The organism is Chryseobacterium sp. MP_3.2 (assembly GCF_035984805.1).
In the GTDB taxonomy this organism is placed as follows: domain Bacteria; phylum Bacteroidota; class Bacteroidia; order Flavobacteriales; family Weeksellaceae; genus Kaistella.
On the sequence record NZ_JAXCHW010000001.1, the window covers coordinates 45722 to 68281 of the forward strand.

The 22560-nt window shown below is 36.6% G+C and carries 23 protein-coding genes; 17 read left to right on the forward strand and 6 right to left on the reverse strand.

All coding sequences use genetic code 11. The annotated features are described in order from the left end of the window. Nucleotides 1-12 precede the first annotated feature (12 nt). The gene (locus RCH13_RS00210; protein ID WP_326985195.1) at nucleotides 13-975 is read right to left on the reverse strand and encodes a Gfo/Idh/MocA family protein; all 963 of its coding nucleotides are present in this window, start codon (nucleotides 973-975) and stop codon (nucleotides 13-15) included. A 122-nt stretch (nucleotides 976-1097) separates the two neighbouring features. Here RCH13_RS00210 and RCH13_RS00215 point away from each other — a divergent pair, with 122 nt between their 5' ends. The 6 genes from RCH13_RS00215 (at nucleotide 1098) to RCH13_RS00240 (ending at nucleotide 8136) form a co-directional block, all read left to right on the forward strand. After that, the gene (locus tag RCH13_RS00215; RefSeq protein WP_326985196.1) at nucleotides 1098-1748 is read left to right on the forward strand and encodes a protein-L-isoaspartate(D-aspartate) O-methyltransferase; all 651 of its coding nucleotides are present in this window, start codon (nucleotides 1098-1100) and stop codon (nucleotides 1746-1748) included. A 279-nt stretch (nucleotides 1749-2027) separates the two neighbouring features. After that, a complete protein-coding gene (ccsB, locus tag RCH13_RS00220; RefSeq protein WP_326985197.1) occupies nucleotides 2028-5330 on the forward strand; it encodes a c-type cytochrome biogenesis protein CcsB in 3303 nt (1100 codons plus the stop codon). 253 nt (nucleotides 5331-5583) lie between these two features. Then, nucleotides 5584-6501: a ribonuclease Z gene (locus RCH13_RS00225; protein ID WP_326985198.1), complete on the forward strand. Its 918-nt coding sequence runs from the start codon at nucleotides 5584-5586 to the stop codon at nucleotides 6499-6501. A gap of 96 nt (nucleotides 6502-6597) precedes the next feature. Further along, nucleotides 6598-6744: a hypothetical protein gene (locus tag RCH13_RS00230; RefSeq protein WP_326985199.1), complete on the forward strand. Its 147-nt coding sequence runs from the start codon at nucleotides 6598-6600 to the stop codon at nucleotides 6742-6744. Between the two features lie 52 nt (nucleotides 6745-6796). After that, entirely contained in the window at nucleotides 6797-7561 is a 765-nt protein-coding gene (locus RCH13_RS00235) for a TIGR02757 family protein (protein ID WP_326985200.1), read from the forward strand. A gap of 26 nt (nucleotides 7562-7587) precedes the next feature. Then, the gene (locus RCH13_RS00240; RefSeq protein ID WP_326985201.1) at nucleotides 7588-8136 is read left to right on the forward strand and encodes a hypothetical protein; all 549 of its coding nucleotides are present in this window, start codon (nucleotides 7588-7590) and stop codon (nucleotides 8134-8136) included. Nucleotides 8137-8150: 14 nt separating this feature from the next. On the opposite strand, the gene rsmA is transcribed toward RCH13_RS00240, so the two are convergent. Next, a complete protein-coding gene (gene rsmA / locus RCH13_RS00245) occupies nucleotides 8151-8921 on the reverse strand; it encodes a 16S rRNA (adenine(1518)-N(6)/adenine(1519)-N(6))-dimethyltransferase RsmA (protein ID WP_326985202.1) in 771 nt (256 codons plus the stop codon). A 132-nt stretch (nucleotides 8922-9053) separates the two neighbouring features. Here rsmA and RCH13_RS00250 point away from each other — a divergent pair, with 132 nt between their 5' ends. The 6 genes from RCH13_RS00250 (at nucleotide 9054) to rluF (ending at nucleotide 13226) form a co-directional block, all read left to right on the forward strand. Next, nucleotides 9054-9953, forward strand: a complete 900-nt coding sequence (locus tag RCH13_RS00250) for a cell division protein FtsX (protein WP_326985203.1) — start codon at nucleotides 9054-9056, stop codon at nucleotides 9951-9953. A 2-nt stretch (nucleotides 9954-9955) separates the two neighbouring features. Beyond that, nucleotides 9956-10261, forward strand: a complete 306-nt coding sequence (locus tag RCH13_RS00255; RefSeq protein WP_326985204.1) for a DUF3098 domain-containing protein — start codon at nucleotides 9956-9958, stop codon at nucleotides 10259-10261. 74 nt (nucleotides 10262-10335) lie between these two features. Next, nucleotides 10336-11154, forward strand: a complete 819-nt coding sequence (locus RCH13_RS00260) for an undecaprenyl-diphosphate phosphatase (protein WP_326985205.1) — start codon at nucleotides 10336-10338, stop codon at nucleotides 11152-11154. A 92-nt stretch (nucleotides 11155-11246) separates the two neighbouring features. Further along, nucleotides 11247-11945 carry a tRNA pseudouridine(55) synthase TruB gene (truB, locus tag RCH13_RS00265; protein ID WP_326985206.1) on the forward strand — a complete coding sequence of 233 codons (699 nt, stop codon included), beginning with the start codon at nucleotides 11247-11249 and terminating at the stop codon, nucleotides 11943-11945. After that, on the forward strand, nucleotides 11942-12499 hold the full coding sequence (locus RCH13_RS00270) for a hypothetical protein (protein WP_326985207.1): 558 nt from the start codon (nucleotides 11942-11944) through the stop codon (nucleotides 12497-12499). Before truB ends, RCH13_RS00270 begins: the two co-directional genes overlap by 4 nt. A gap of 4 nt (nucleotides 12500-12503) precedes the next feature. After that, nucleotides 12504-13226, forward strand: coding sequence for a 23S rRNA pseudouridine(2604) synthase RluF (rluF, locus tag RCH13_RS00275; protein ID WP_326985208.1), 723 nt, complete (start codon nucleotides 12504-12506; stop codon nucleotides 13224-13226). A gap of 110 nt (nucleotides 13227-13336) precedes the next feature. Here the strand turns inward: rluF and RCH13_RS00280 are convergent, their stop codons facing one another. The 3 genes from RCH13_RS00280 to RCH13_RS00290 all read right to left on the reverse strand — a co-directional run bounded on the left by RCH13_RS00280 (nucleotide 13337) and on the right by RCH13_RS00290 (nucleotide 16014). Further along, nucleotides 13337-15193: a T9SS type A sorting domain-containing protein gene (locus tag RCH13_RS00280; RefSeq protein ID WP_326985209.1), complete on the reverse strand. Its 1857-nt coding sequence runs from the start codon at nucleotides 15191-15193 to the stop codon at nucleotides 13337-13339. 151 nt (nucleotides 15194-15344) lie between these two features. Further along, complete coding sequence (locus RCH13_RS00285; protein WP_326985210.1) at nucleotides 15345-15788, reverse strand: phosphohydrolase; 444 nt, start codon at nucleotides 15786-15788, stop codon at nucleotides 15345-15347. Between the two features lie 85 nt (nucleotides 15789-15873). Next, on the reverse strand, nucleotides 15874-16014 hold the full coding sequence (locus tag RCH13_RS00290) for a hypothetical protein (RefSeq protein WP_326985211.1): 141 nt from the start codon (nucleotides 16012-16014) through the stop codon (nucleotides 15874-15876). 93 nt (nucleotides 16015-16107) lie between these two features. Between RCH13_RS00290 and RCH13_RS00295 the strand changes: the two genes are divergently transcribed. After that, entirely contained in the window at nucleotides 16108-16419 is a 312-nt protein-coding gene (locus tag RCH13_RS00295; protein WP_326985212.1) for a hypothetical protein, read from the forward strand. A gap of 11 nt (nucleotides 16420-16430) precedes the next feature. Here RCH13_RS00295 and RCH13_RS00300 read toward each other — a convergent pair whose 3' ends face one another. After that, the gene (locus RCH13_RS00300) at nucleotides 16431-17966 is read right to left on the reverse strand and encodes a SulP family inorganic anion transporter (protein ID WP_326985213.1); all 1536 of its coding nucleotides are present in this window, start codon (nucleotides 17964-17966) and stop codon (nucleotides 16431-16433) included. Between the two features lie 380 nt (nucleotides 17967-18346). Between RCH13_RS00300 and RCH13_RS00305 the strand changes: the two genes are divergently transcribed. The 4 genes from RCH13_RS00305 (at nucleotide 18347) to RCH13_RS00320 (ending at nucleotide 22480) form a co-directional block, all read left to right on the forward strand. After that, nucleotides 18347-19198 carry a proprotein convertase P-domain-containing protein gene (locus RCH13_RS00305; protein WP_326985214.1) on the forward strand — a complete coding sequence of 284 codons (852 nt, stop codon included), beginning with the start codon at nucleotides 18347-18349 and terminating at the stop codon, nucleotides 19196-19198. 145 nt (nucleotides 19199-19343) lie between these two features. Continuing rightward, nucleotides 19344-20483 carry an amidohydrolase gene (locus tag RCH13_RS00310; RefSeq protein WP_326985215.1) on the forward strand — a complete coding sequence of 380 codons (1140 nt, stop codon included), beginning with the start codon at nucleotides 19344-19346 and terminating at the stop codon, nucleotides 20481-20483. Next, nucleotides 20473-21624 (forward strand): alanine racemase, encoded by a 1152-nt coding sequence (alr, locus tag RCH13_RS00315; protein WP_326985216.1) that lies wholly within the window; start codon nucleotides 20473-20475, stop codon nucleotides 21622-21624. Before RCH13_RS00310 ends, alr begins: the two co-directional genes overlap by 11 nt. 43 nt (nucleotides 21625-21667) lie before the next feature. Beyond that, a complete protein-coding gene (locus tag RCH13_RS00320; protein WP_326985217.1) occupies nucleotides 21668-22480 on the forward strand; it encodes an SDR family oxidoreductase in 813 nt (270 codons plus the stop codon). Nucleotides 22481-22560 lie beyond the last annotated feature (80 nt).

Consider the following 22560-nt stretch of genomic DNA (forward strand, 5'->3'; position numbering starts at 1 on the left):
AAAATAAAAAATTTAAGAAATCAATCGTACGATTTCCAGCGCTACCTTTAAAGCCTCAGTCCCATCTTCCAAAGAAACTTCCACGTCTTTATTCTCGGTAATGGCATCTGCAAAACTTTCTAGTTCGTCTAAAATGGCATTATTGGGTTGAATATTAGGATACTCAAAAATAATTTGATTTTTTTCACCTTCTGCATTTTCTATAATCATATCAAAATCGCTTGGATTTTCTGGTGCAGCTTTCATTCGGATAACTTCGGCTTTCTTTTCTAAAAAATCTACCGAAATATAAGCGTCTTTCTGAAAAAACCTAGACTTTCTCATGGCCTTCATGGATATTCTGGAAGTAGTTAAATTTGCGACGCACCCATTCTCAAACTCAATTCTGGCATTGCAAATATCTGGTGATTTAGACACCACGGAAACTCCACTCGCATGAATTTTTTTCACTTTCGATTTTACCAAAGAAAGTAATATGTCCAAATCATGAATCATTAAATCCAGCACCACGGAAACGTCAGTTCCGCGCGGATTAAATTCTGCCAATCGATGAATCTCGATGAACATTGGGTTTTTAATAAAATCTTTGGAACCAATAAAAGCTGGATTATATCTTTCCACATGACCGACTTGTGCTTTAATACCAAATTCTCGGCATTTATACAAAATTTCTTCAGCTTGTTGCAAAGTCTGGGTAATGGGTTTTTCTATGAAAAAGTGAATTCTTTTTTCAATCGCTTTTATGGCGTAATCGTAGTGGTACAAAGTGGGCGTAACAATGTCTAACATTTCAATCTGACGTAAAAGTTCTTCCAGATTATCAAAATATTGATACCCGAATTCGGCTTCTAACTTTTTTCCATTTTCTGCATCGGCATCGTAAAAACCAACCAGATCATATTTCTCCGACTGATCCAGTAATTTTAAATGAATTTTTCCCAAATGACCTGCGCCAACCAAACCCGCTTTTAGCATAGAATTTTAATTTTGGTAAATATAATAATTAGTTGGCAGTTGAGAGTTGAGAGTTCACGGAAAATTCTAAAACGATCAACTGAAAACCAACAACCGTCAACTTAATTGTCTATTTTTGTGCAATGCAGGATACTTACGTTCATAAGGGAAAAAGAAAAATTTTGGTCAATTATCTTCGGGAAAAAATGGGAATTGCGGATGAAAATGTTTTAACCGCCATTAATGAAGTTCCGCGCCATCTTTTTCTGGAAAGTATTTTTGAAGATTTCGCCTATGAAGATCGCGCTTTTCCTATTCTTGCCCGTCAAACAATTTCTCATCCGTCCACGGTGGCAGAACAAACAGAACTTTTGGAATTAAAAGAGAAACAAAAAGTACTGGAAATTGGAACGGGAAGTGGCTATCAAACAGCCGTTTTGGTTGCGATGAAAGCTTTGGTTTATACCGTAGAACGCCAAAAAGATTTGCATGATTTTTCGCAAAAAAAATTACGGGAATTGCACCTTCGTCCGAAGTTTCAGAGTTTCGGCGATGGCTTTGCAGGTTTGCCCACTTTTGCTCCATTTGACAAGATTCTGGTTACTTGTGGTGCAGAAGTTTTGCCCACAGAATTGTTGCATCAATTAAAAATTGGGGGAACCATGGTGATTCCTTTAGGTAAAACGGAGGAGCAAACGCTCACAAGGTTTACAAAAATTTCTGAAAAAGAATTTGAAAAGGAAGAATTTGGAGCCTACAAATTTGTTCCCATGCTGAACAATACCAATCACTAATATTCTTATTTGATTGATTTTTGACCAAATTCTGATGCCTTTTCGATGAAAAGGCTTGTCTCTTTCCTGCAATTCTTTTTTTCAAATCACTACTATTTTCGCGGTTTTTTTTGAGATTCTACAATTACCTTAAACATCTTATTTACTGATAAAAAACATATATCAAATTCGATTTTTAAGAAATTAGAATGTATTTTTGCACGTTACCGATTCTTGGGTTCAATTGAGATGTTTTGATGTAAGAATTCCCCCCACAGAATCAAAATAAAATATTATTTTATGAAAAAAATTCTGGATCTATTTATTTCTACGAGGACAATGGCGGTTTTGTTGCTTTTTTATGCCTTTTCTATGGCGTATGCAACTTTTCTCGAGAATGATTTCGGAACTCCTACTGCGAAAGCGCTTATTTATGAAGCGAAATGGTTTGAAATCATCATGATTTTGCTCATCCTTAATTTCGTGGCAAATATTTCTCGTTACCGTTTATTACGAAAAGAGAAATGGCCAACTTTGGTTTTTCACCTTTCCTTTATCATTATTTTTATCGGTGGAGCTGTTACCAGATATATCAGTTATGAAGGAATTATGCATATTCGGGAAGGCGCAACATCTAATGAAGTAATTACGGATAAAAATTATTTTAAAATTCAGATTGAAGAAAAAGGCGACATTCTAAATTATGAAGATGTTCCCTTTACACCGATTCCAGATGAAGCACGTGAAACAAAATTCATTGCCAAATTGGTCGGAAAAACTTTCAAAGCAGGCTATGATTACCATGGTAAACAAATATCTGTAAAACAGTTGCAGTTTACCCAAAGAAAGAAAGATAGCTTAGTCGCTTCTCCTACAGGAACTGAATATCTTCATGTAGTTTCTACAGGCCAATCTGGTCGGGAAAATATTTACATTAAAGCAGGTGATTCTAAATTGGTGAATGGAATGTTGGTTGCCTTTAACCGTGCCATCGAAGGTGCTGTGGAATTCAACAATACCAATGGAACCTTACTCATAAAAACTCCCGTAGAATCGGAATATATGGTGATGGCAACTCAAAGCAAAGGAAATACAAAGAAAGATGAATATCAACCTTTGGTTCTAAGGAGTTTGTACACCATCAATGACCTGAAATTAGTAGTTCCCACTGGATTGATAAAAGGAAAACTGATTTCTTATGAAGGAGACAAAGTGAAAGACAAAGACGTTTCTGATCAGCTAACTGTAGAAGTTACAGGACCAAAATCAAAATTAGTGGTTGATTTACCCGTAGAAAAAGGAAATCCAAATGCTTTTAAACAGATCGCTTTAGACGGAATGAATATTATTTTAGGATTCGGACCGAAAGTTTACAATGTTCCCTTTTCTATAAAATTGGAGAAATTCGTGATGGAAACTTATCCAGGAAGTTCCGCACCAAGTGCTTATGAAAGTCATGTAAGCATCATCGACGAAGGAAAAAAAACGCCTTATAAAATTTATATGAATAACGTCTTGAATCACAGTGGGTATCGATTTTTTCAAGCCAGTTTTGATCCAGACAGAAAAGGAACAGTATTGTCTGTAAATCATGATTTTTGGGGAACGCTAATTACCTACATTGGTTATTTCTTCTTGTTTGGAGGTATGTTTGTGATCTTTTTCTGGAAAGGAACTCATTTCTGGAAATTAAATGAAATGCTAAAAAATGTAAGCAAAAAGAAAGCAGCCACGCTTTTAGTCATTCTAATGACCTTAAATTTCAATGCACAGAAAATTGAAACTCATGGTACTTCAGATGGTTCCGATCAATCAAGTCAGCAACAGCATTCTGCAGATGATGGGCATGATCATGGATCTGCCGATATAGTAACTCCTGAATCTGCTCCGAAAAAAACACAGGCGGTAGGAATGTTGAAATCTCCAAAACCCATTACGGCAGATGAGATTATTGCTCGAAATAAAATTTCTAAAGAGCACGCAAGCAAATTTGCATATTTGTTAGTTCAAAATTATGATGGCCGAATTGTGCCGATGAACACACAGGCTTTAGACGTTTTAAGAAAATTATATAAGCGAGATGCATTCCGTGGTACCGATGCAAATTTGGATGCCAATCAGTGGTTTTTATCCATCAACACCGATACGGCAAGTTGGACCATGGTTCCAATGATTAAAGTAGGAACAAAAGGTGGCGAAGAATTACAGAAGAAAACAAAAGCTAATGAGGAAGGTTACACTTCATTGATGCAAATGTTTCCGGCAGATGAAACCGGTGCATTACATTATGTTTTAGAAGAAGATTACAATGCAGCTTTCCGAAAAAAACCGGCAGATCAGACCAATTATGACAAAGAAGTAATTGCAGTTAATGATAGGGTTCAAGTCTTCAATGAATTTTTCAGCGGTCAGCTGATGAGAATTGTTCCCGTACAAAATGATCCCAATAATACGTGGCATTCTTGGTTAGATCAAAATTTCGAACCAGACGAAGCTTCTCAAAAAGTGATGGGACCTTATTTCTCCAGCGTTTTAGAAGCGCAGAAAACAGGCAACTGGTCCAAAGCAGACGAAGAGTTAAAGAAATTAGAAGCTTATCAACAAAATTGGGGAAAAAATGTAGTGCCAAATGGAGCGAAAGTGAACCTCGAAGTACTGATGAACAAAGCGAACATCAACTTTTACTTATTGATGTTCTATTCTGTAATTGGTGGTCTGATGTTGGTTTTAGGTTTTATCGAATTATTCAAGCCGAAAAAGATTTTAAATAAAATAATACGAGGATTAATTATTGTTGGGTTGGTTGGCTATTTCCTGCAATTTTTAGGTTTGGTAGGAAGATGGTATATTTCCGGTCATGCACCTTGGAGTAACGGTTATGAGGCCATTATCTTCATATCTTGGGTCGGAATTACTGCTGGTTTGTTATTATACAGAAACTCTAATGCTCTAATTCCTGCAGCTGGATTTATGGTAGCCGTAATTATGATGGGTTTTGCACACGGTGGTTCTGCACTCGATCCGCAAATTACGCCTCTGGTTCCAGTACTGAAATCATATTGGTTAATTATTCACGTCGCAATTATCGTTTCGAGTTATGGTTTTTTCGGCCTCTCCATGGTCATTGCTGTTATCGCGCTATTCTTTTACATTTTCGCCAATAAAAAATATTATAAAATCCATAATGATTCTACCATTAAAGAATTGACAATTGTCTCAGAAATGTCTTTAACAATTGGACTTTATTTCTTAACAGTTGGGACTTTTTTAGGAGGGATTTGGGCCAACGAATCGTGGGGTAGATACTGGAGTTGGGATCCAAAAGAAACTTGGGCCTTTATCTCCATCATGGTTTATGCCTTCGTTTTACACATGCGTTTGGTTCCAGGATTAAGAGGAAGATGGGCTTTTCACGTAGCTACACTGTTTGGTATTAGTACGATTGTAATGACTTATTTCGGAGTAAATTATTACTTAAGTGGACTACATTCCTACGCCGCGGGAGATCCTGTTCCGGTTCCAGCGTGGGTTTATATCGGAATAGCCGGAATGTTAACTTTGACTGGGCTATCCTACTGGAGATTTAAAAATTTACAAAAATAATTAGGCAGCTGATAAAAAATCCCGAAAATATTTTTCGGGATTTTTTTTGGAGCAAAGCAATCTGGGCTTCTTAGGAAGATTGAACGCGCTGTCCGTTCTATCTCTTTCTTCCCGATTGGAATCGGGAAAAAAGAGGATGCCACTTCCATCCCGGCTAAAAGCCCTATGTGTTCCTCCTTTCATAGGCCATAAATAATTCTTAAATTTGCCGGAATTAACTGTGAACCCTATCTCTAAATCTACCCCATAAAAATTGAGCACATACCTCACCATTCTAGGTTTTAACTCCGCCATTCCTACCATAACTTCTTCACCTACCGCACAGTTTTTAGAAATGGAAGAGCGTGCTTTTCTTATTGATTGTGGGGAGGGAACACAGGTGCAACTTCGGAAAGCAAAAGCCAGATTTTCTAAAATAAATAATATTTTTATATCCCATCTTCATGGTGATCATTGCTTTGGATTACCGGGATTAATTGCCTCTTTCCGGCTTTTGGGTAGAGATATGCCTTTGAATGTTTACGGACCAAAAGGCATCAAAGAAATGATGGAAACAATTTTTCGTTTGACAGAAACGCATCGTGGTTTTGAAGTCATTTACCATGAATTGAGCAGTAAAACTTCCGAAAAAATTTATGAAGATAATAGAGTAGAAGTCTACACCATTCCACTTGATCACCGCATTTACTGCAATGGCTATCTTTTTAAAGAAAAACCAAAAGAGCGACATTTGAATATGCAGCAAGTGTCCAAATATCCCGAAATTGAAACCTGCGATTATCATAATTTAAAACTCGGTAAAGATTTTATACTCAATGATGGTTATATTCTAAAAAACGAAACCTTGACCTCGGAGCCCTCTAAATCTGTTACTTATGCTTTTTGCAGCGATACCAGATATTTGGAAAGTGTTATTCCTATTATTGAAGAAGCAGATGTGTTGTATCATGAATCTACTTTCCTTCATGATTTAAAAGAAATGGCAGATTATACGGGACACACTACTGCTTTGGAAGCTGCAAGAATAGCGCGCAAAGCTAACGTGGGCAAACTAATTCTGGGGCATTTCTCTAATCGTTATGGAGATTTAAGTGTTTTCACTAACGAAGCCCGAGAAATTTTCCCGAATAGTTTTTTACCGAAAGCTTTGGAAGCAGTCAAAATTGGGTAGGATTTTTTCTTGAAATTTGGGAATAGACCTTTAACATTGTTCTAACCTTATTTAAATTATTACCTTTCCTCCACTAACTTATAAAAATTGGATAAAATGGTTAAAAATTTCTTACTTATCGCGCTTCTGATTTTGGCAATCGCCATGTTATATATTGGGATTACCGGAAAAATGATTCCGCCTGCGCTTACAGGAATTGGCTTTTTAATTATCGCTTATTTGTTTTATGATAAGAAAATGTAAATCGTTTGTAACACTTTCTTCTTGATCTATATCCAAAATTATCCCCTTTTCAATGACCTTTTCCGAACTTAAAGATTTTCTCGACGAAAAAGCTGACTTTTATAATAATGCTAATTTCATCGAGCATGATCCTATTGCTATTCCGCACCGATTCTCTTTAAAACAAGATATTGAAATTGCGGGCTTTCTTACAGCCACTATTTCTTGGGGGAACAGAAAAGCAATATTGAATGATGCGGAGAAAATGATGAGTTTCATGGAAAACTCTCCCTATGATTTCGTGCAAAATGTTTCAGTGAAAGAGTTGAAATCTTTAGAAAAAATAAGTATTCATCGAACTTTTATCGGTGAAGATTTCCGCGAATTTATTTTAAATCTGAAAAGAATTTATACAGAGAATGAGACTTTGGAAAATCTATTTTTAGTGAATGGAGAAGAACTTAATTTCTACCATTCTTTTCATCGATTTCGGGAGAATTTTATTGGAGAAAATCTCCATCGAAGCAAAAAGCATGTGAGTTCGACCTATAAAAACTCCTCCGCCAAAAGGTTGATGATGTTTGTGCGTTGGATGGTTCGCAATGATAATAAAGGAGTTGATTTTGGCATCTGGAAAAATATTGACCAAAAATTTCTCTCCGTTCCTTTAGATGTTCATACCGGAAATATTTCCCGAAGGTTAGAGTTGATTACCCGCAAACAAAATGACTGGAAAACCGTAGAAGAGTTGGATGTTATTCTTCGGAAACTAAATCCGAATGATCCTGCACAATATGATTTTGCCCTTTTTGGTTTGGGTGTTTCGAAAGATTTTTAACTAAATTTGCGCAAATTGATACGGCGATGAGTAAAAAAGAGGAGCAGGAAGTTAAAATACAATTTTTGACCAAAATCACGGATTGGGTCATGTGGTGGATTGGATCTATTCCATCTTTAATTATTCACTCTATCATTTTTTTGACAGCTTTTTTACTCCCAGTTTTTGGCGTGGTAGAAGTTGATAAGATGCTTTTGGTTCTTACGACAGTCTTGTCTTTAGAAGCCATTTATCTTGCTATTTTCATTCAAATGTCTGTGAATCGCAGTCAGGAACATATTGATGATATCCGAGAAGATATTGAAGAAATTCAAGACGACATCGAAGAAATCAGTGAAGACATTGAGGAAATCAGCGAAGACATCGAAGAAATTAGTGTGGACATTGATGATATTCAAGAAGATATTGAAGATATCGCGGAAGATGAAGACGAAGAAGATCACAATGAACGCGCCCGAAACGTAATGTTAAAAAGCAATGTTTCCTCCAACAAAAGTGACATTCGTGCCATGCGAGAAGTTATCGCCTCCCTGCAAAAACAATTAGAAGAGCTTAAGAAAGAGGAGGAGAAGTAGTATAAAAATTTACTTTACATCGCGTCTTTCCATTCCTGTGTAAATGATATGAAGTCCGCGATGGATAATTCTTCTGCACGTTTATCCATAAAAATGTGCGTCTGCAAAGCTTCTGGAATTTCCAACACTTTCAAAGAATTTGATAATTTTTTCCTTCTTTGGCCAAAGCCTGCTTTCACAATTTTTTTGAATAAAACTTCATTCCCCACCAAACCTTCTTTTGGATTTCTGGTTAATCGGATGACGCCTGATTTTACTTTTGGCGGCGGATTAAAAACATTTTCATGGACCGTGAACAAATAATCCACATCATATAAAGCTTGAACCAACACCGATAAAATTCCATAGGCTTTCGTGCGTGGAACAGCGGCAGTTCTTTCTGCAACTTCCTTTTGAAACATCCCAACCATTTCCGGGACATGATCGTAATAGTCTATGATTTTAAATAAAATTTGAGAAGAAATATTATAGGGGAAATTACCAATAATAGCGACTTGACTTTTAAACTGGTCTTCGAGATTTAATTTTAAAAAATCTCCTGTAAAGTGCGCCTCATCTAGTTTTTCATAATGCTGTTGCAGATAATCAATAGATTCTTTATCAATTTCTGCGACAAATATTTCAGCTTCTTTCTCCAATAAATATTTGGTCAATACGCCCATTCCAGGACCCACTTCTAATATTTTCTGGTAGTGATTCATGCTTAAAGAATCCACAATTTTTTTGGCGATATTTTCATCAGTCAAGAAATGCTGACCGAGATGTTTTTTGGCTCTTACGCTCATAGATAAACGGTTCAATGGGTAGAATTAAAGGGCGAAATCAAAATACATTTATATTTTTTTTAACACCGATTTTCTTGGTTTCTCGGCAAATTACGGAAGATTTTCTCTATTTTAGCAGAAATTTTTTATTTAATGGCAAAGACAGTTGAGGATTTTAACAAAAGGCGACTACGTTCCAGTAATATTACGGTGGTGGTGAGTATTGCACTCGTATTATTTCTACTAGGTTTAATGGGGTTAATCCTGATCAATGCGCAGAAATATTCTGATTATATCAAAGAGCAATTGGTAGTAAACGCTTATTTTGATGAAAATTATGAAGCGAAAGATTCTGCAAAAATTGTAAGACAAGAAAATGAAGCTTTTCAAAGAATTCAGAAATTGACTCCTGTGAAACGTGCAGTTTACATTTCCCGAGAAATGGCCGCAGAAGAAGCCAGAAAAAGTATGGGCATAGAGACGAGTGCACTTTTTGAGGAAAATATTTTCCCCTCTTCTGTAGAAATTGCCTTGAAACCAGAATATGTAGATCCGGCAAAAATTGATGAAGCCATCAAAGAAATTAAATCAACTCCCGGCATTATAGACGTGAAAAACAACAGCACGTTGATGGTAGAAGTGTACAATAACTTGAACAATATCTTGAAATGGATTCTCGGATTTTCTGTCCTCTTCTTAATTCTCGCCGTGGTTCTCATTAATAATTCCATACGACTCAAAATTTTCTCAAAACGTTTCATCATTAAAACCATGCAATTGGTGGGTGCAAAACGCAGATTTATCTTGAAGCCATTTATCATTGAAGCTATAATTTTAGGCGTTGTAGGAGCGCTTTTAGGGTTAGCTGTACTTTTTGGGGCTTGGTATTATTTCATTACTCAAATTGGAACTCCCTTCGCGCAAGACAATAATCAACTGATTATTTTGGTGATAGGAATCTTTTTATTGGGTGTCTTGATTACCGTTTTCAGTACCATTTTCGCAACGTGGAAATTCTTGAAGTCTAATGTAGATGATCTTTATTATTCTTAAAAATGAGCAAAAAAAATAAAAAGTTTTCTGCGGCAGATTTCGGAAAGCCAGAAGTGAAAAGAGTGCCGGAAAACACCTTCTATTTCGGGAAAGAGAATTACAAATTGATGCTAATTGGATTGGCTTTAATTCTGGTAGGTTTCCTTTTAATGCTCGGACCAGATGCCAATACAGTAGATGGAAAGTACGATCCAAATGTTTGGAATGAAGGGATTTTCTCCATCCGCAGGATCAGAATTGCGCCTTTGTTTGTGATTGCGGGTTTTGTAGTAGAAGTTTACGCAATCCTTCGTCGGAATAAAATTTAACTAATTATCAATCAATATATTACTTTGTCAAAGTTGCATAACTTTGACAAAGTTTTTTTAATTTCTACCATAAAATGGATTTAATAGAAGCAATTATCATTGCAATTATTGAAGGACTTACAGAATTCCTTCCAATTTCTTCAACTGCTCACATGGGTTTTGCCGCAAATTTAATGGGCATGGAAGAAACAGAATTTCTAAAAATGTTTCAGGTCTCTATTCAATTCGGGGCAATTTTAGCAGTGGTTGTAGCGTATTGGAAAAAATTCTTTGATCTTTCTAATCTTAAATTTTACTACAAATTAGGTTTTGCAGTTTTACCAGCGCTCGCCTTAGGATTTTTATTTGATGATAAAATTGAGGCCGTCTTAGGGAATCAAATTGCCATCTCTGCCGTTTTGATAGTGGGTGGTGTCTTTTTACTTTTTGCGGATTCTTGGTTCAAAAACCCTAAAATTAATGATGAGAAAGATATGTCCATTAAAAAAGCTGTGATTATTGGTTTCTGGCAATGTTTAGCCATGATGCCGGGAACAAGCAGAAGTGCCGCTTCAATTATCGGAGGGATGACGCAAGGCTTAACGAGAAAAGCTGCGGCGGAATTTTCCTTCTTTTTAGCGGTACCAACAATGTTGGCGGTGACGGTTTATTCCATCTTCGTAAAAACTTGGGGAAAAGAAACTGCAATGCCCATGAAAGGATATGAAATGATTTTATCTTCTTCAGAACATATTATTGCTTTCGTAGTGGGAAATATCGTTGCTTTTGTGGTTGCTTTGATTGCTATAAAATCCTTTATCGAATTATTGAATAAATATGGTTTTAAACCTTGGGGTTGGTACCGAATTATTGTGGGAATTGTGCTCTTGATTTACTTTACCCAGTTTCCGTAATTTAGGTATTCAGTTTTCCTTGTAAAAGCAATTAATTGTTATAAAAATATTCGGACTAGAAAATTGTTTCCAAATTAATTTCATGTTAAAAAATGACTGAAGAAGATCTACTTTTCGGACAAATTATCCTCCTCGACAAACCTTTGGATTGGACGAGTTTTCAGGCAGTGAATAAATTAAAATTTAAACTCAAAAGAGAATTTAATCTTCCGAAAAAGTTTAAAATTGGTCACGCCGGAACTTTGGATCCTCGTGCTACAGGTTTGCTCATTATTTGCACGGGAAAATTCACGAAGATTATTCCTGAAATTCAAGACGCACCTAAAGAATATTTCACCGAAATAAAAATTGGCGTTCAATCTGAATCTTACGATACGGAAAAACCTGAAATTCTTGCTCAGGACATTTCAGGAATAACGGAAGTTCAGATCAAGGAAACGCTGGAAAAATTTATCGGGGAAATTGATCAGACTCCGCCCATTTTTTCTGCCATCAAAATCGAGGGAAATCGCGCTTATGATTTAGCAAGAGCTGGGAAAGAAGTAGAAATGAAATCCCGGAAAACAACCATTTATTATCTCAATAATATCAGCATAGAATTGCCATTTGTACGATTTACAGTGGGATGTTCCAAAGGAACGTATATCCGCAGCTTAGCGCACGACATCGGTCAGGATTTGGGAGTTGGTGCTTATCTTACCAATCTCCGACGGACGAAAATTGGCGATTATTCTGTAGAGAATGCCAGTTCAACCTATTTGGACAATCAATTTCAATTTAATCCGGTATGAAAAAATCACTTTTTCTAGGATTTCTGATTTTTGCTTCGGTGTTTTCTGCTCAAGAAAAATCAAGTAAATTGGGAGTCTTCACTTCTTTTGATCTTAATGTTGGTTTTGATTTAGGAGATATCATCAGAACGAATCAAGCGAAAGATGAATATGAATTAAGCCAATTGCCGCCCGGAAAGTTCAATTACGGAACAAGCTTATTGGTAGGCGTTCAACCCTTAAATTGGTTTTCTCTGAGTGCAGGATTGCGCTACAGCTACATTGATCCAAACTACCATTTAGTCTACTATAAAATTCAACCCAACTTTTATTTGGGAGATTCTAGTGACCAAGATTTTCTCTATCTTTTTGCAAATGTGGGAAGTAAACTAAATGAAACAGCGGCAGAAAAAGCTTCATTTGTAGGAGTGGGAATTGGGAAAATAGAGCCTTTGAGCAAAAGGTTTGGTCATCAATTTCAAGTGAGTTTAGACAATCAGATTATTAATAGAGAGGGTAATATTTTTATAGGAATTACTTACGGCATCATCTTATTCGGCAATAAAAATCTTTAGCATTATGGAACAGACACGGATCAACAAATATTTATCAGAAGTTGGCTATTGCTCAAGAAGAGAAGCCGATCGACTTTTGGAACAAGGTAGAATCACCATCAATGGCGCGATTCCCGAAATGGGCACAAAAGTTTCCGATTCCGATGAAATCTTTGTGGATGGAATTTCCATTAAAAAAACGGAAGAAGATCACGTCTATATTCTTTTGAACAAGCCAGTTGGAATTGTGTGTACAACCGATACCAAAAGGGAGCGAGATAATATTGTAGAATTTGTAAATCATCCGAAAAGAATTTTTCCCATTGGGCGTTTAGATAAACCAAGTGAAGGTTTAATCATGCTTACTTCAGATGGCGACATCGTAAATAAAATTTTACGCGCCAGAAACAATCATGAGAAAGAATATATTGTACGTGTTGACAGACCCATCACCCCAAAATTCCTCATGCAAATGCGTGGCGGAATTCCAATTTTAGATACCACGACCAATAAATGTGAGGTAGAGCAAATTGATAATTTATCGTTCAGAATTGTTTTGACGCAAGGTCTTAACCGTCAAATCCGAAGAATGTGTGAATTCTGTGGATACGAAGTGAAGAAGCTTAAACGCATCCGAATTATGAATCTTAAACTCGATCTTCCGGTGGGGAAGTGGCGCGATATTACAGAAAATGAGATGAGCGAGCTTCAAAAATTACTCAGTGATTCTGATAAAACTGTGGATTAAAAAATGATTAGAAATTTAACTGTTCATCATATTCGTTAGCAAAATTTCTTCTAAAAAGAAAAAACGGTCTCCTTTCACGGAGACCGTTTCTAATGAAAAAAAATGAATGATTATTTTTTCAAGAATTTTTTATTGGTGAACCCTTTGTCGCTTTCGATGGAAATAAAGTATATTCCACTGGTGAGCTTGCTTACATTAATTTTTAAATCGGGATTAATTTGATTAATGCTCAAATCCATCACTCTGGAACCTGCTGCATTGTAAATTTTAATCGACTTAATTTTTTCACCTTTTGCAGTGGCGACATAAAGATCATGTTGTGCAGGATTTGGATAGATTTTAAATTCAGATTTGTTCGCATTGCTTACACTTAATGCAACTGCACTTTCATACGCGCCAGCAAAAGTTAAAGGCGAAAACCGTGCTCTGTCATCAATATCAAATAAAACATTCGGACGAATTGGAACCAGATAATCTGTCAAATTAGTTGCTGTTGCAGAGATGGATAAATCTCCCGTTGCGATATTGGTAAATGCGGGCGAAAAACTTTTACTGTTTTGGTTGGTTGCCGATATGGTTTGGAAGACACTTAAATCATTGGTGAATTGTTCCGTACCACCAAGTTCCCGACCGATCACTCCAAGATAGCCATTGGTTCCATTTGCAAACAAGATATTGTAATCGCTGCGAAGAAAGCCGCGGTTCGTATTGCCATCAACCAAAGCAAAACTTCTATAAGCCGGGAGTTCTGTTGAAATATTATTTACTACAATATTATTGTAAACATCGCCAGGAAACTTACCGGTAGAACCACCGCTTAAATTGATTCCTCCTGAACTGTAACTCACTGGATTATCTGCAGATAAAATGATGGAATTATTGAGGATTTGCGCCAAACCATTATTCCCACTTTGATTAAAAATCCAAATTCCTGTGATGGTCAAACTTGGATCTGTGGTACTTGCAGTAAAATTGCTTCTCTTTAAATTAGAAATTGAATTGTTCGCAATCAGTGTTTCGTCTCCTAGAAAAGTACTGCTTCTAATACCGAACACAGCCCCGATCGTTCCTTGATATTCTAAATTGTCTATCTTATTGCTGCGAACGATTCCGCTGCAGCTGTCCAAACTAATTCCAGAAGTACTCACAGGCAACGCTGGTGAAGAGAGAAGATTAGAAATAGCAACGATAGAATTATTTTCGATAAGCATATTCCGACCACCCAAAGCATTAATTCCAATAGCTCCAGAACTAAAGTCATGTCCTAACGGTAAGATGGACCCAAAAATAGAATTCGTAATGGCATTATTAAAGTCGGCGTGCGTGATGGCCCCGAAAAAGTTGGCAGAACAACTGAATTGGATTCCCCACGAGGCATTATCAATTTTCACATTATTAATAACGTTATTATTGTTCGCTGCGGCAGGACTTGTTGCATTAGATTTAAAATAAATCCCACGAGATGAGCTGGACGGTCTTACGCCATTCGGTCCTAACTTAATATTGCAATTTTTGATCGTATTATTCTGGCAACCAGCAGTAGCAGTCCCAATAAAACGCATCCCAAATTCTACATCCATTCCAGCTGGACTGATGTCTTCTACGTTAATGCCATCTAAAGTCACATAGCTTAAGGCATTAATTAGAAAAACAGCATCCGTAGAAGTACTGGTTCCTATTCCTTGAAATGTTACTGATCCTGGTGCTGCTGCAATTGTAAGCGGAGAGGTAGAACTCAGACCCGCAATTCCTCCTAAAACAATGTTTTCTTGGTAGACTCCCGGCGCAATATTTAAGATGACGCCACCGGCGCCAACTCCATTACTAGATAAATCGGCAATTGCAGAGGTCAGGGTTGGATAAGTAGATGTTCCACCACCAACAGTAAATGTTCCACTTAGTTGGGCAATGAATAGATTGCTTACAAATACGAAAAGAGCAGAAATAAAGTAATTTTTTGTATGCATAATGTAATTTTTATCAAATATAATTAAAAATACAATGGGTTGCATATAAAAATGAGTTCTACTATCTATAAATATGTTTAGGTTTTAAACAATCCTAATATTTATTGATGTAGACTTTAACATCGTAGGTAAGGTTTTATAGTGGTGTATTTTAGTATTTTTCCTTTAGATAAAGGTACGCTGTTAAGTATTTATTCAGTCTTTTCAGATCTCGCTCCGTGAGTGGCTGAATGAATCTTTTTAAATCCATATTATCTACCAAGTCATTCATTTTTACCGAAACGGCGAGCGGGGATTTCTCGGTTTGCTTTACAAATTCTGTATAATCTTGATCAGGCGGATTCTTTGTGAGGCACTCTATAGCGAAAACAATTTCGTTCGGGAATCCTTCTTTGCATAAAAAATCGCAGGTGATGTCTGGACAATCTTCTATAATGTCATGCAACACGCCGACAATTTTTTCGTCGTAAGTTTTTCCCGCATTCATTACTCGTAAGAGATGTCCAATATAAGGCGCGCCAAATTTATCGGTTTGACCTTTATGCGCTTTCTGGGCTATTTTTATTGCTTTATTGAGGAGTTCGTTTTTAGACATGATTATGGGGCGTTTTTATATACTCTAAATTTAAGTTCAATATTTTATACTGTATAATTTTAGAGCGTTTTTTTATCCACAGTTTTTAAAATTGGCTAAATCTAGATATTTTTCTCTCTGTCAGATTGGTCTCTTCTGCTTTAAAAATTCTCTTGATGCTTTTTTCTGGGCTATTATTTAACTGTTTTCGAACATTAAAAATAGATTGACGTACTAAATCGCTCATTTTCGCAGTTTTCATTGAAGAATATGAAGTGAAAAAATTTAGCCTTTTTTCTTTACAAATTTTTTTTAATTTTACGTATCCTATTTAATACTCATGAATTTATCGCCAGAAGGACAAAAATTATTTAACAAATTAATAGCAGAAATGCTAGAAGATGGCTTTGAGCGCGTGAGTGAAAATACATTTTACAAAAAAATTGGCAGCATGACGGTTTCTCTGGGTGACCATGCGTTAAATATTATGCATCAGGGCAAGTGCTACGGAGTTATATCAGAGCGCGAATTTCTAAAGCTTGCGAATGGTTTTGAACCTATGCTTTTTCAACTAAAATATCTGCTCGCTTTTTCTATGAGACAAGATATGAATCGCATTATGCACTTTCTTTCAAATTGTTTTTGGAATTAAAAAAGGTGCAATTATTTCTCAATCGCGACTAAATATTCTGGATCTTTAATAATATTCACATCAATCACAGCTTCTGCATTGTCTAATAATCTGATACAGTCTGAACTTAAATTTTGAAGGTGAATTTTTTTGCCAGCCGCGCTGTATTTTTTGGTTAAAGTATTCAGTGCTTCTATTGCAGACATATCTGAAACGCGGGATTCTTGAAAATTAATAATGACTTCTTCTGGATCTTCTTCTGGTTTAAATTTCTCCGAAAAAGCCATAACAGAGCCAAAAAACAAAGGTCCATAAATGTCATAATGTTTCACGTCTTGGTCATCGATATGGGTTCTGGCTCGAATTCTTTTTGCACTTTCCCACGCAAAAACAAGCGCAGAGATAATGACTCCAATCAAAACAGCCAAAGCCAAATTATGAAGCAACACCGTAATAATTGCAACCAACACTCCCACAAAAATATCATGCTTCGGCATTTTGGTAATGATTTTAAAACTTGCCCATTCAAAAGTTCCCAAAGCCACCATAATCATTACTCCAACCAGCGCTGCCATTGGTAACTGCCCTATAATGGGTGCGCCAAAAAGGATAATGATTAATATGGTAATTGCGGCAATTATTCCAGAAAGTCGCGCTCTGGAGCCCGCCGATAAATTCACTAAGGTTTGCGCAATCATGGGGCAACCACCCATTCCGAAAAAGAAACCATTTGCAATATTAGAACTTCCTTGTGCAATACATTCGCGGTTCCCATTGCCTTTCGTTCCCGTTATTTCATCTACCAGATTTAAAGTTAAAAGTCCCTCCGTAAGACCTACCGCGGCGAAAATTAAAGAATAGGGGAGAATTATTTTTAAAGCTTCCAGGGTTAATGGAATATTGGGAATGTGGAACGGCGGAAATCCTCCTTCAACAGAAGCAATATCCTGTACCGTTTTCGTATTAATTCCAAAGCTGACAACCAAAGCAAAGACAACAACAATAGCGACCAAAGAGGAGGGGATTTTCTTTGTTATTTTTGGAAATAATACGACGATGGCAATGGTTAAAGCAACTAAACCCACCATAATAAATAAGGTTTCACCCTGCAACCAAGCCAGTTGACCATTAGATATAGATTTAAACTGATCAAGCTGAGACATGAATATAATCACTGCTAAACCGTTGACGAATCCATACATTACAGGTTGCGGAACAAGCCGAATAAATTTGCTGAATTTAAAAAGCCCAATTAAGATTTGTATCACTCCCGCCAATGCCACGGCAGCAAAAACATATTCTAACCCGTTAGAATTCATCAATGCGATTAAAACTACTACTGTAGCTCCAGCGCCACCTGAAACCATTCCAGGGCGACCACCAAAGATGGCTGTAATTAGACCCGCAATAAACGCAGCATACAATCCAACTAAGGGTGGAAATCCAGCCAAAATTGCAAACGAAAGGGATTCTGGGATCATCGTCATGGCCACCGTTAATCCAGCTAAAATTTCATTACGGTAATTTACTTTTTGGTTAAAGTCGAAGAGATTAAGAACTATTTTCATAGGAGTATATTCAGTGCGAATAAAAATTAGACCTTGGTATGATTGTCATTTTTTAATGCTGCAAAAATAACAATTTAAAATGCAGTTGAGTTTTTTCTCTGGATCGAATTGAAAAACTACCTCTTAAAACTTGAGGATTTTGCTGGTTTGTAATGATTTATATGTATTTGTTTGCGCTGATAATTTGGAATTTCATATTAAAAAATTTCTTCTTAAACGCTGCACTGTGTTTATCAAATTATTAACTAAAATCAATAAGTGTTTAATTATTCATAAAACTTTGGGGTAATAATTAGGATAAATTTATCAATTAGTGCGTTATTTATTTTTTTTCTATTTATCTAAATTGTAGCTTTGTTCTACACTTTAAAATATTTATTATGAAAACAAATCTATTTTTTGCAATGCTTTTAGGAAGTTTACTAGGAGCGCAAACGTTCAGCAATGTTGCGTTAACCGCGATACCAGATAATTCTACGGTCGGCAGTCAATCAAATATTCCTGTGGCTCTCGTTCAAACAATTTCGGATGCCTCCAAAGTGACTGTTAATGTTGATCTAACCCATACTTGGTGTGGAGACGTTACCGTGGCGCTCGTTGTTCCGGGATCTACAGGGATTGGTGCAAATGCCTTAATTAAAAGATTAGGAAGTACATCTCCGACCGGTGTTGGGTCCAGTACAAATTTTTTAGCGGGCAATGTTCTTTCTTTTAATTCTTTAGCAACCTCATTAATAGTGCCGCCCCCAGGAACTACGCTAAGTGTGCCCGCAGGGACCTATCTTCCAACTGCGAGTGCGACTTTAAATCCAACTGATTACACGGTAGCAGATTTAAATACCCTCTTTACTAATTTAGCAGTAAATGGAACATGGTCTCTAAAATTATTTGATAGTGCAGCTGGAGATACAGGCAGCCTAAACAATTGGCAAATAGTTTTCAATGCTGGTGCATTTTTGGGTGTTGATACACAAAGTGTTAGCAATCCCGGACTTTCCGTAATGCAAAATCCTTTTCAAGAGACATTGAATTTAAAGGTTAATACCAATGTAAAAGACATAAGATTTGACATCTACTCGATGGACGGAAAAAAAGTATATTCCTACAAACAATCAAGTACAAACAATGGTGAGCTAAAAGTTCCGACCGCGAACTGGAGCCCTGGAATCTATATTCTAAAACCAATGGTAAATGGTCAAACTTTATTGAGCATTAAACTTATTAAAAAATAATTTTTTCATTTTATTTTATTAAGAAGCATTGAAATCTATTTTCAATGCTTTTTTGTGATCGAGTCAAGTAAAAAGTGGTTTTAATATATTTTTTGTATTTTAAAACTCAACTAAGGCGTTGATGCTCCTAATGTAAATAAAATATATGATGACCGAAATCACGAAGCTCCGAAAAATACTTCACCAAAATCCTGAACTATCAGGGAAAGAATTTAAAACGGCAAAAACAATTGCTGCTTACTTAAAAATTCAAAATCCTGATGAATTGCTGGAAAATTTAGGAATTGGAACGGGCATTATCGCGGTGTATCATCCTGAGTTAGAAATAAAAAAAACGGTAATGTTCCGCTGCGAGCTTGATGCTTTGCCCATTCAAGAAATTAATGGTTTTGATTATCGCTCTGCGGTGAACGGCATTTCACATAAATGCGGCCATGATGGGCACATGAGCATCCTCTGCGACTTTGCTAAAAAATTATCTCTTCAGAAATTGAAGCATACCAAAATAATTTTGCTCTTTCAACCTTCAGAGGAAAATGGGGAAGGAGCACTTTCGATATTCAATGACCCACGTTTCAAAACCTTTAAGCCGAATTTTGTTTTTGCCCTGCATAATTTACCCGGTTTTCCTCATCATGAAATTGTGGTGAAAAATAATACTTTCAGTTGTGCCGTTCATTCCATCATTATTAAACTTTTTGGCAGAACCGCTCATGCAGGTGAACCTCACAATGGAGAAAATCCCGCGCTGGCTATTTCGCAGATTATTACAGAATTTAATAAGAAGAATCAACCCGATATTCAAAAGGAAAATTTTACTATTCTGACACCAATTTATTTGAACATGGGGACAGAAGACTACGGCATTTCTGCGGGGTATGGAGAAGTTCACTATACCATTCGAAGGGCTGTAAATTCAGAAATGCGAGCATTGGAAAAGGAATTGGAAGAAGTGGCAAAAACCACAGCACATCAATTCAAATTAAAGGCAGAAGTTTCTTGGACCCAGAGATTCAGCGCAAATGAAAATAATCCAGTCGCAGTTAATTTGGTGAGAGAAGCTGCAAAAAGCTGCAGTTTTATGTTGACGGAGCAAAAGGTTCCCTTTTCCTGGGGCGAAGATTTCGGAGTTTTCACGGAAAATTATCCCGGAGCCATGTTTGGTTTGGGTAGCGGACTTCATACGCCAAATCTCCACAATCCAGATTATGATTGGCCCGATGAAATTACAAAAACCGGAGCCGAAATTTTTTATAAAATAAGCCAATTAATAGATGCACAATAATTCATATTTGGAACTCGATTCCACTTCGTATAAAAATAATATCGACTTTTTACGCAAACACCTTAATAAAGACACCCTTTTTTCCTCGGTGGTCAAGGGAAATGCTTACGGACATTCCATTGAAAAATTGGTAGAAATTGCCTTTGACCAAAAGGTGCGGCATTTCTCTGTTTTTGATAGCAATGAAGCATGGCGCGTTCACCAAGTTACTGGTGGAAAAGCCACTGTTTTAATAATGGGATGGCTAGATAATGAAGAGGATTTACCTTGGATCATCGAAAATGAAATTGAATTTTTTGTCTTTGAAAAGCACAGATTAATCGCCGCAGCACTTATTGCGAAAAAAAGAGGAAAAAAAGCAATTGTCCATATTGAGATAGAAACTGGGATGAACCGGACCGGCTTTAATTCCAGCGAATTGAAATGGGTACAAGAATTTCTACATAAAAATGCAGAATATTTGATGTTTAAAGGACTTTGTACGCACTTTGCGGGAGCAGAAAGTATTGCAAATTATTACCGGATTAAAAAGCAAATTGAGCGTTTTGAAGAAATTTATTCACAGTTTTGCACCAAGAATTTAATACCCATGCAAAGACATGCCGCCTGTTCTGCCGCTGCCATGATGTATCCGGAAACGCAGATGGATATGGTAAGGATTGGAATAATGCAATATGGTTTTTGGCCCAGTCCAGAAGTTTTGGTCAATTACTACAACACGAAAAGGAAAAGAGAAGATCCTTTAAAAAGAGTCATCAGCTGGAAAAGTTCTGTAATGAGTGTAAAGAAAGTGAAACGCGGCGAATTTGTGGGATATGGCACCAGTTTTATGGCAGATGAGAACATGAAAATTGCGTGTGTTCCTGTCGGTTATGCACATGGTTATACTCGCAGTCTGAGTAATATTGGGCGCGTTTTAATTAATGGGGAAAGGTGTGTAGTCATTGGTACCATTAATATGAATATGATGGTCGTTGACGTGACGCTTTTAGAAAATATTAAACGTACGGATGAAGTGGTGCTCATCGGAAATCAGGCCGATAAACAGCTTTCCGTTTCCTCTTTTAGTGAATACGCAAACCTTTTGAACTATGAATTGCTCACCAGACTTTCTGCTGATATTCCCAGAACTATCAAATAAGAAAAGACTTAGAGGATGGTTTAATTTTTGAAGCTTTTGTTAAATGAAAAAAATATTAATAACAGGTGCTGGATCCGGTTTAGGAAAAGGCACCGCAATAGGTTTAGCGAAGAAAGGTCATCACGTAATTGCAGGAGTTCAAGTTTGGGAACAAAAATCTGCCTTGCTGGAAATTATTAAAAAAGAAAAATTAGAAGATCATCTGAAAATTATTAAACTAGATCTTTTCGATGAGATCGACTGTCAACATGCGCAATCTTATGACATTGATATTTTAGTAAACAATGCTGGAATGGGTCATTCTGGACCAGTTGGCGAAATGCCGGTTGGATTGTTAAGAGAAGTGATGGAAACCAATGTATTCTCTACTTTAGAATTCACACAGCCCATCATTAAAAAAATGGTGGAAAAAGGAAAAGGAAAAATTATTTTCGTTTCCTCTGTTGCGGGCTTAACAACATCTCCGTATCTAGGCGCTTACAACGCTTCTAAGCACGCTTTAGAATCGGTGGCTCAAAGTCTTCGTGACGAATTGCATGATTTTGGGGTTCAAGTAGCCACAATTAATCCAGGACCTTTTGAAACTGGATTCAATGACAGAATGTACGATACTTACGAGCAATGGTTTGATGAGGTTGAAACATTTACCACGAAAAAAACCATTGAGAAAACTTCGAAAAAATTGTTGGATAGACAACTGGATCCACAAATTATGATTGATGCCATGGTAGAAATTATTCCGCAAGATGTTCATCAATTTAGAAACGTAGTACCCGAAGAAATGGGGGAAATGTGCCTGAAATACGAGCAAGAACAATACAAATTGAAGAGCAATGAGAAATCAAGTTCGAAATAAATAATTCAACTTTAAAAATAGAAAGAGAGTGGTCAGGTTATTACTCTCTTTTTTTATACAAACTTTGCAATCGGTATCTA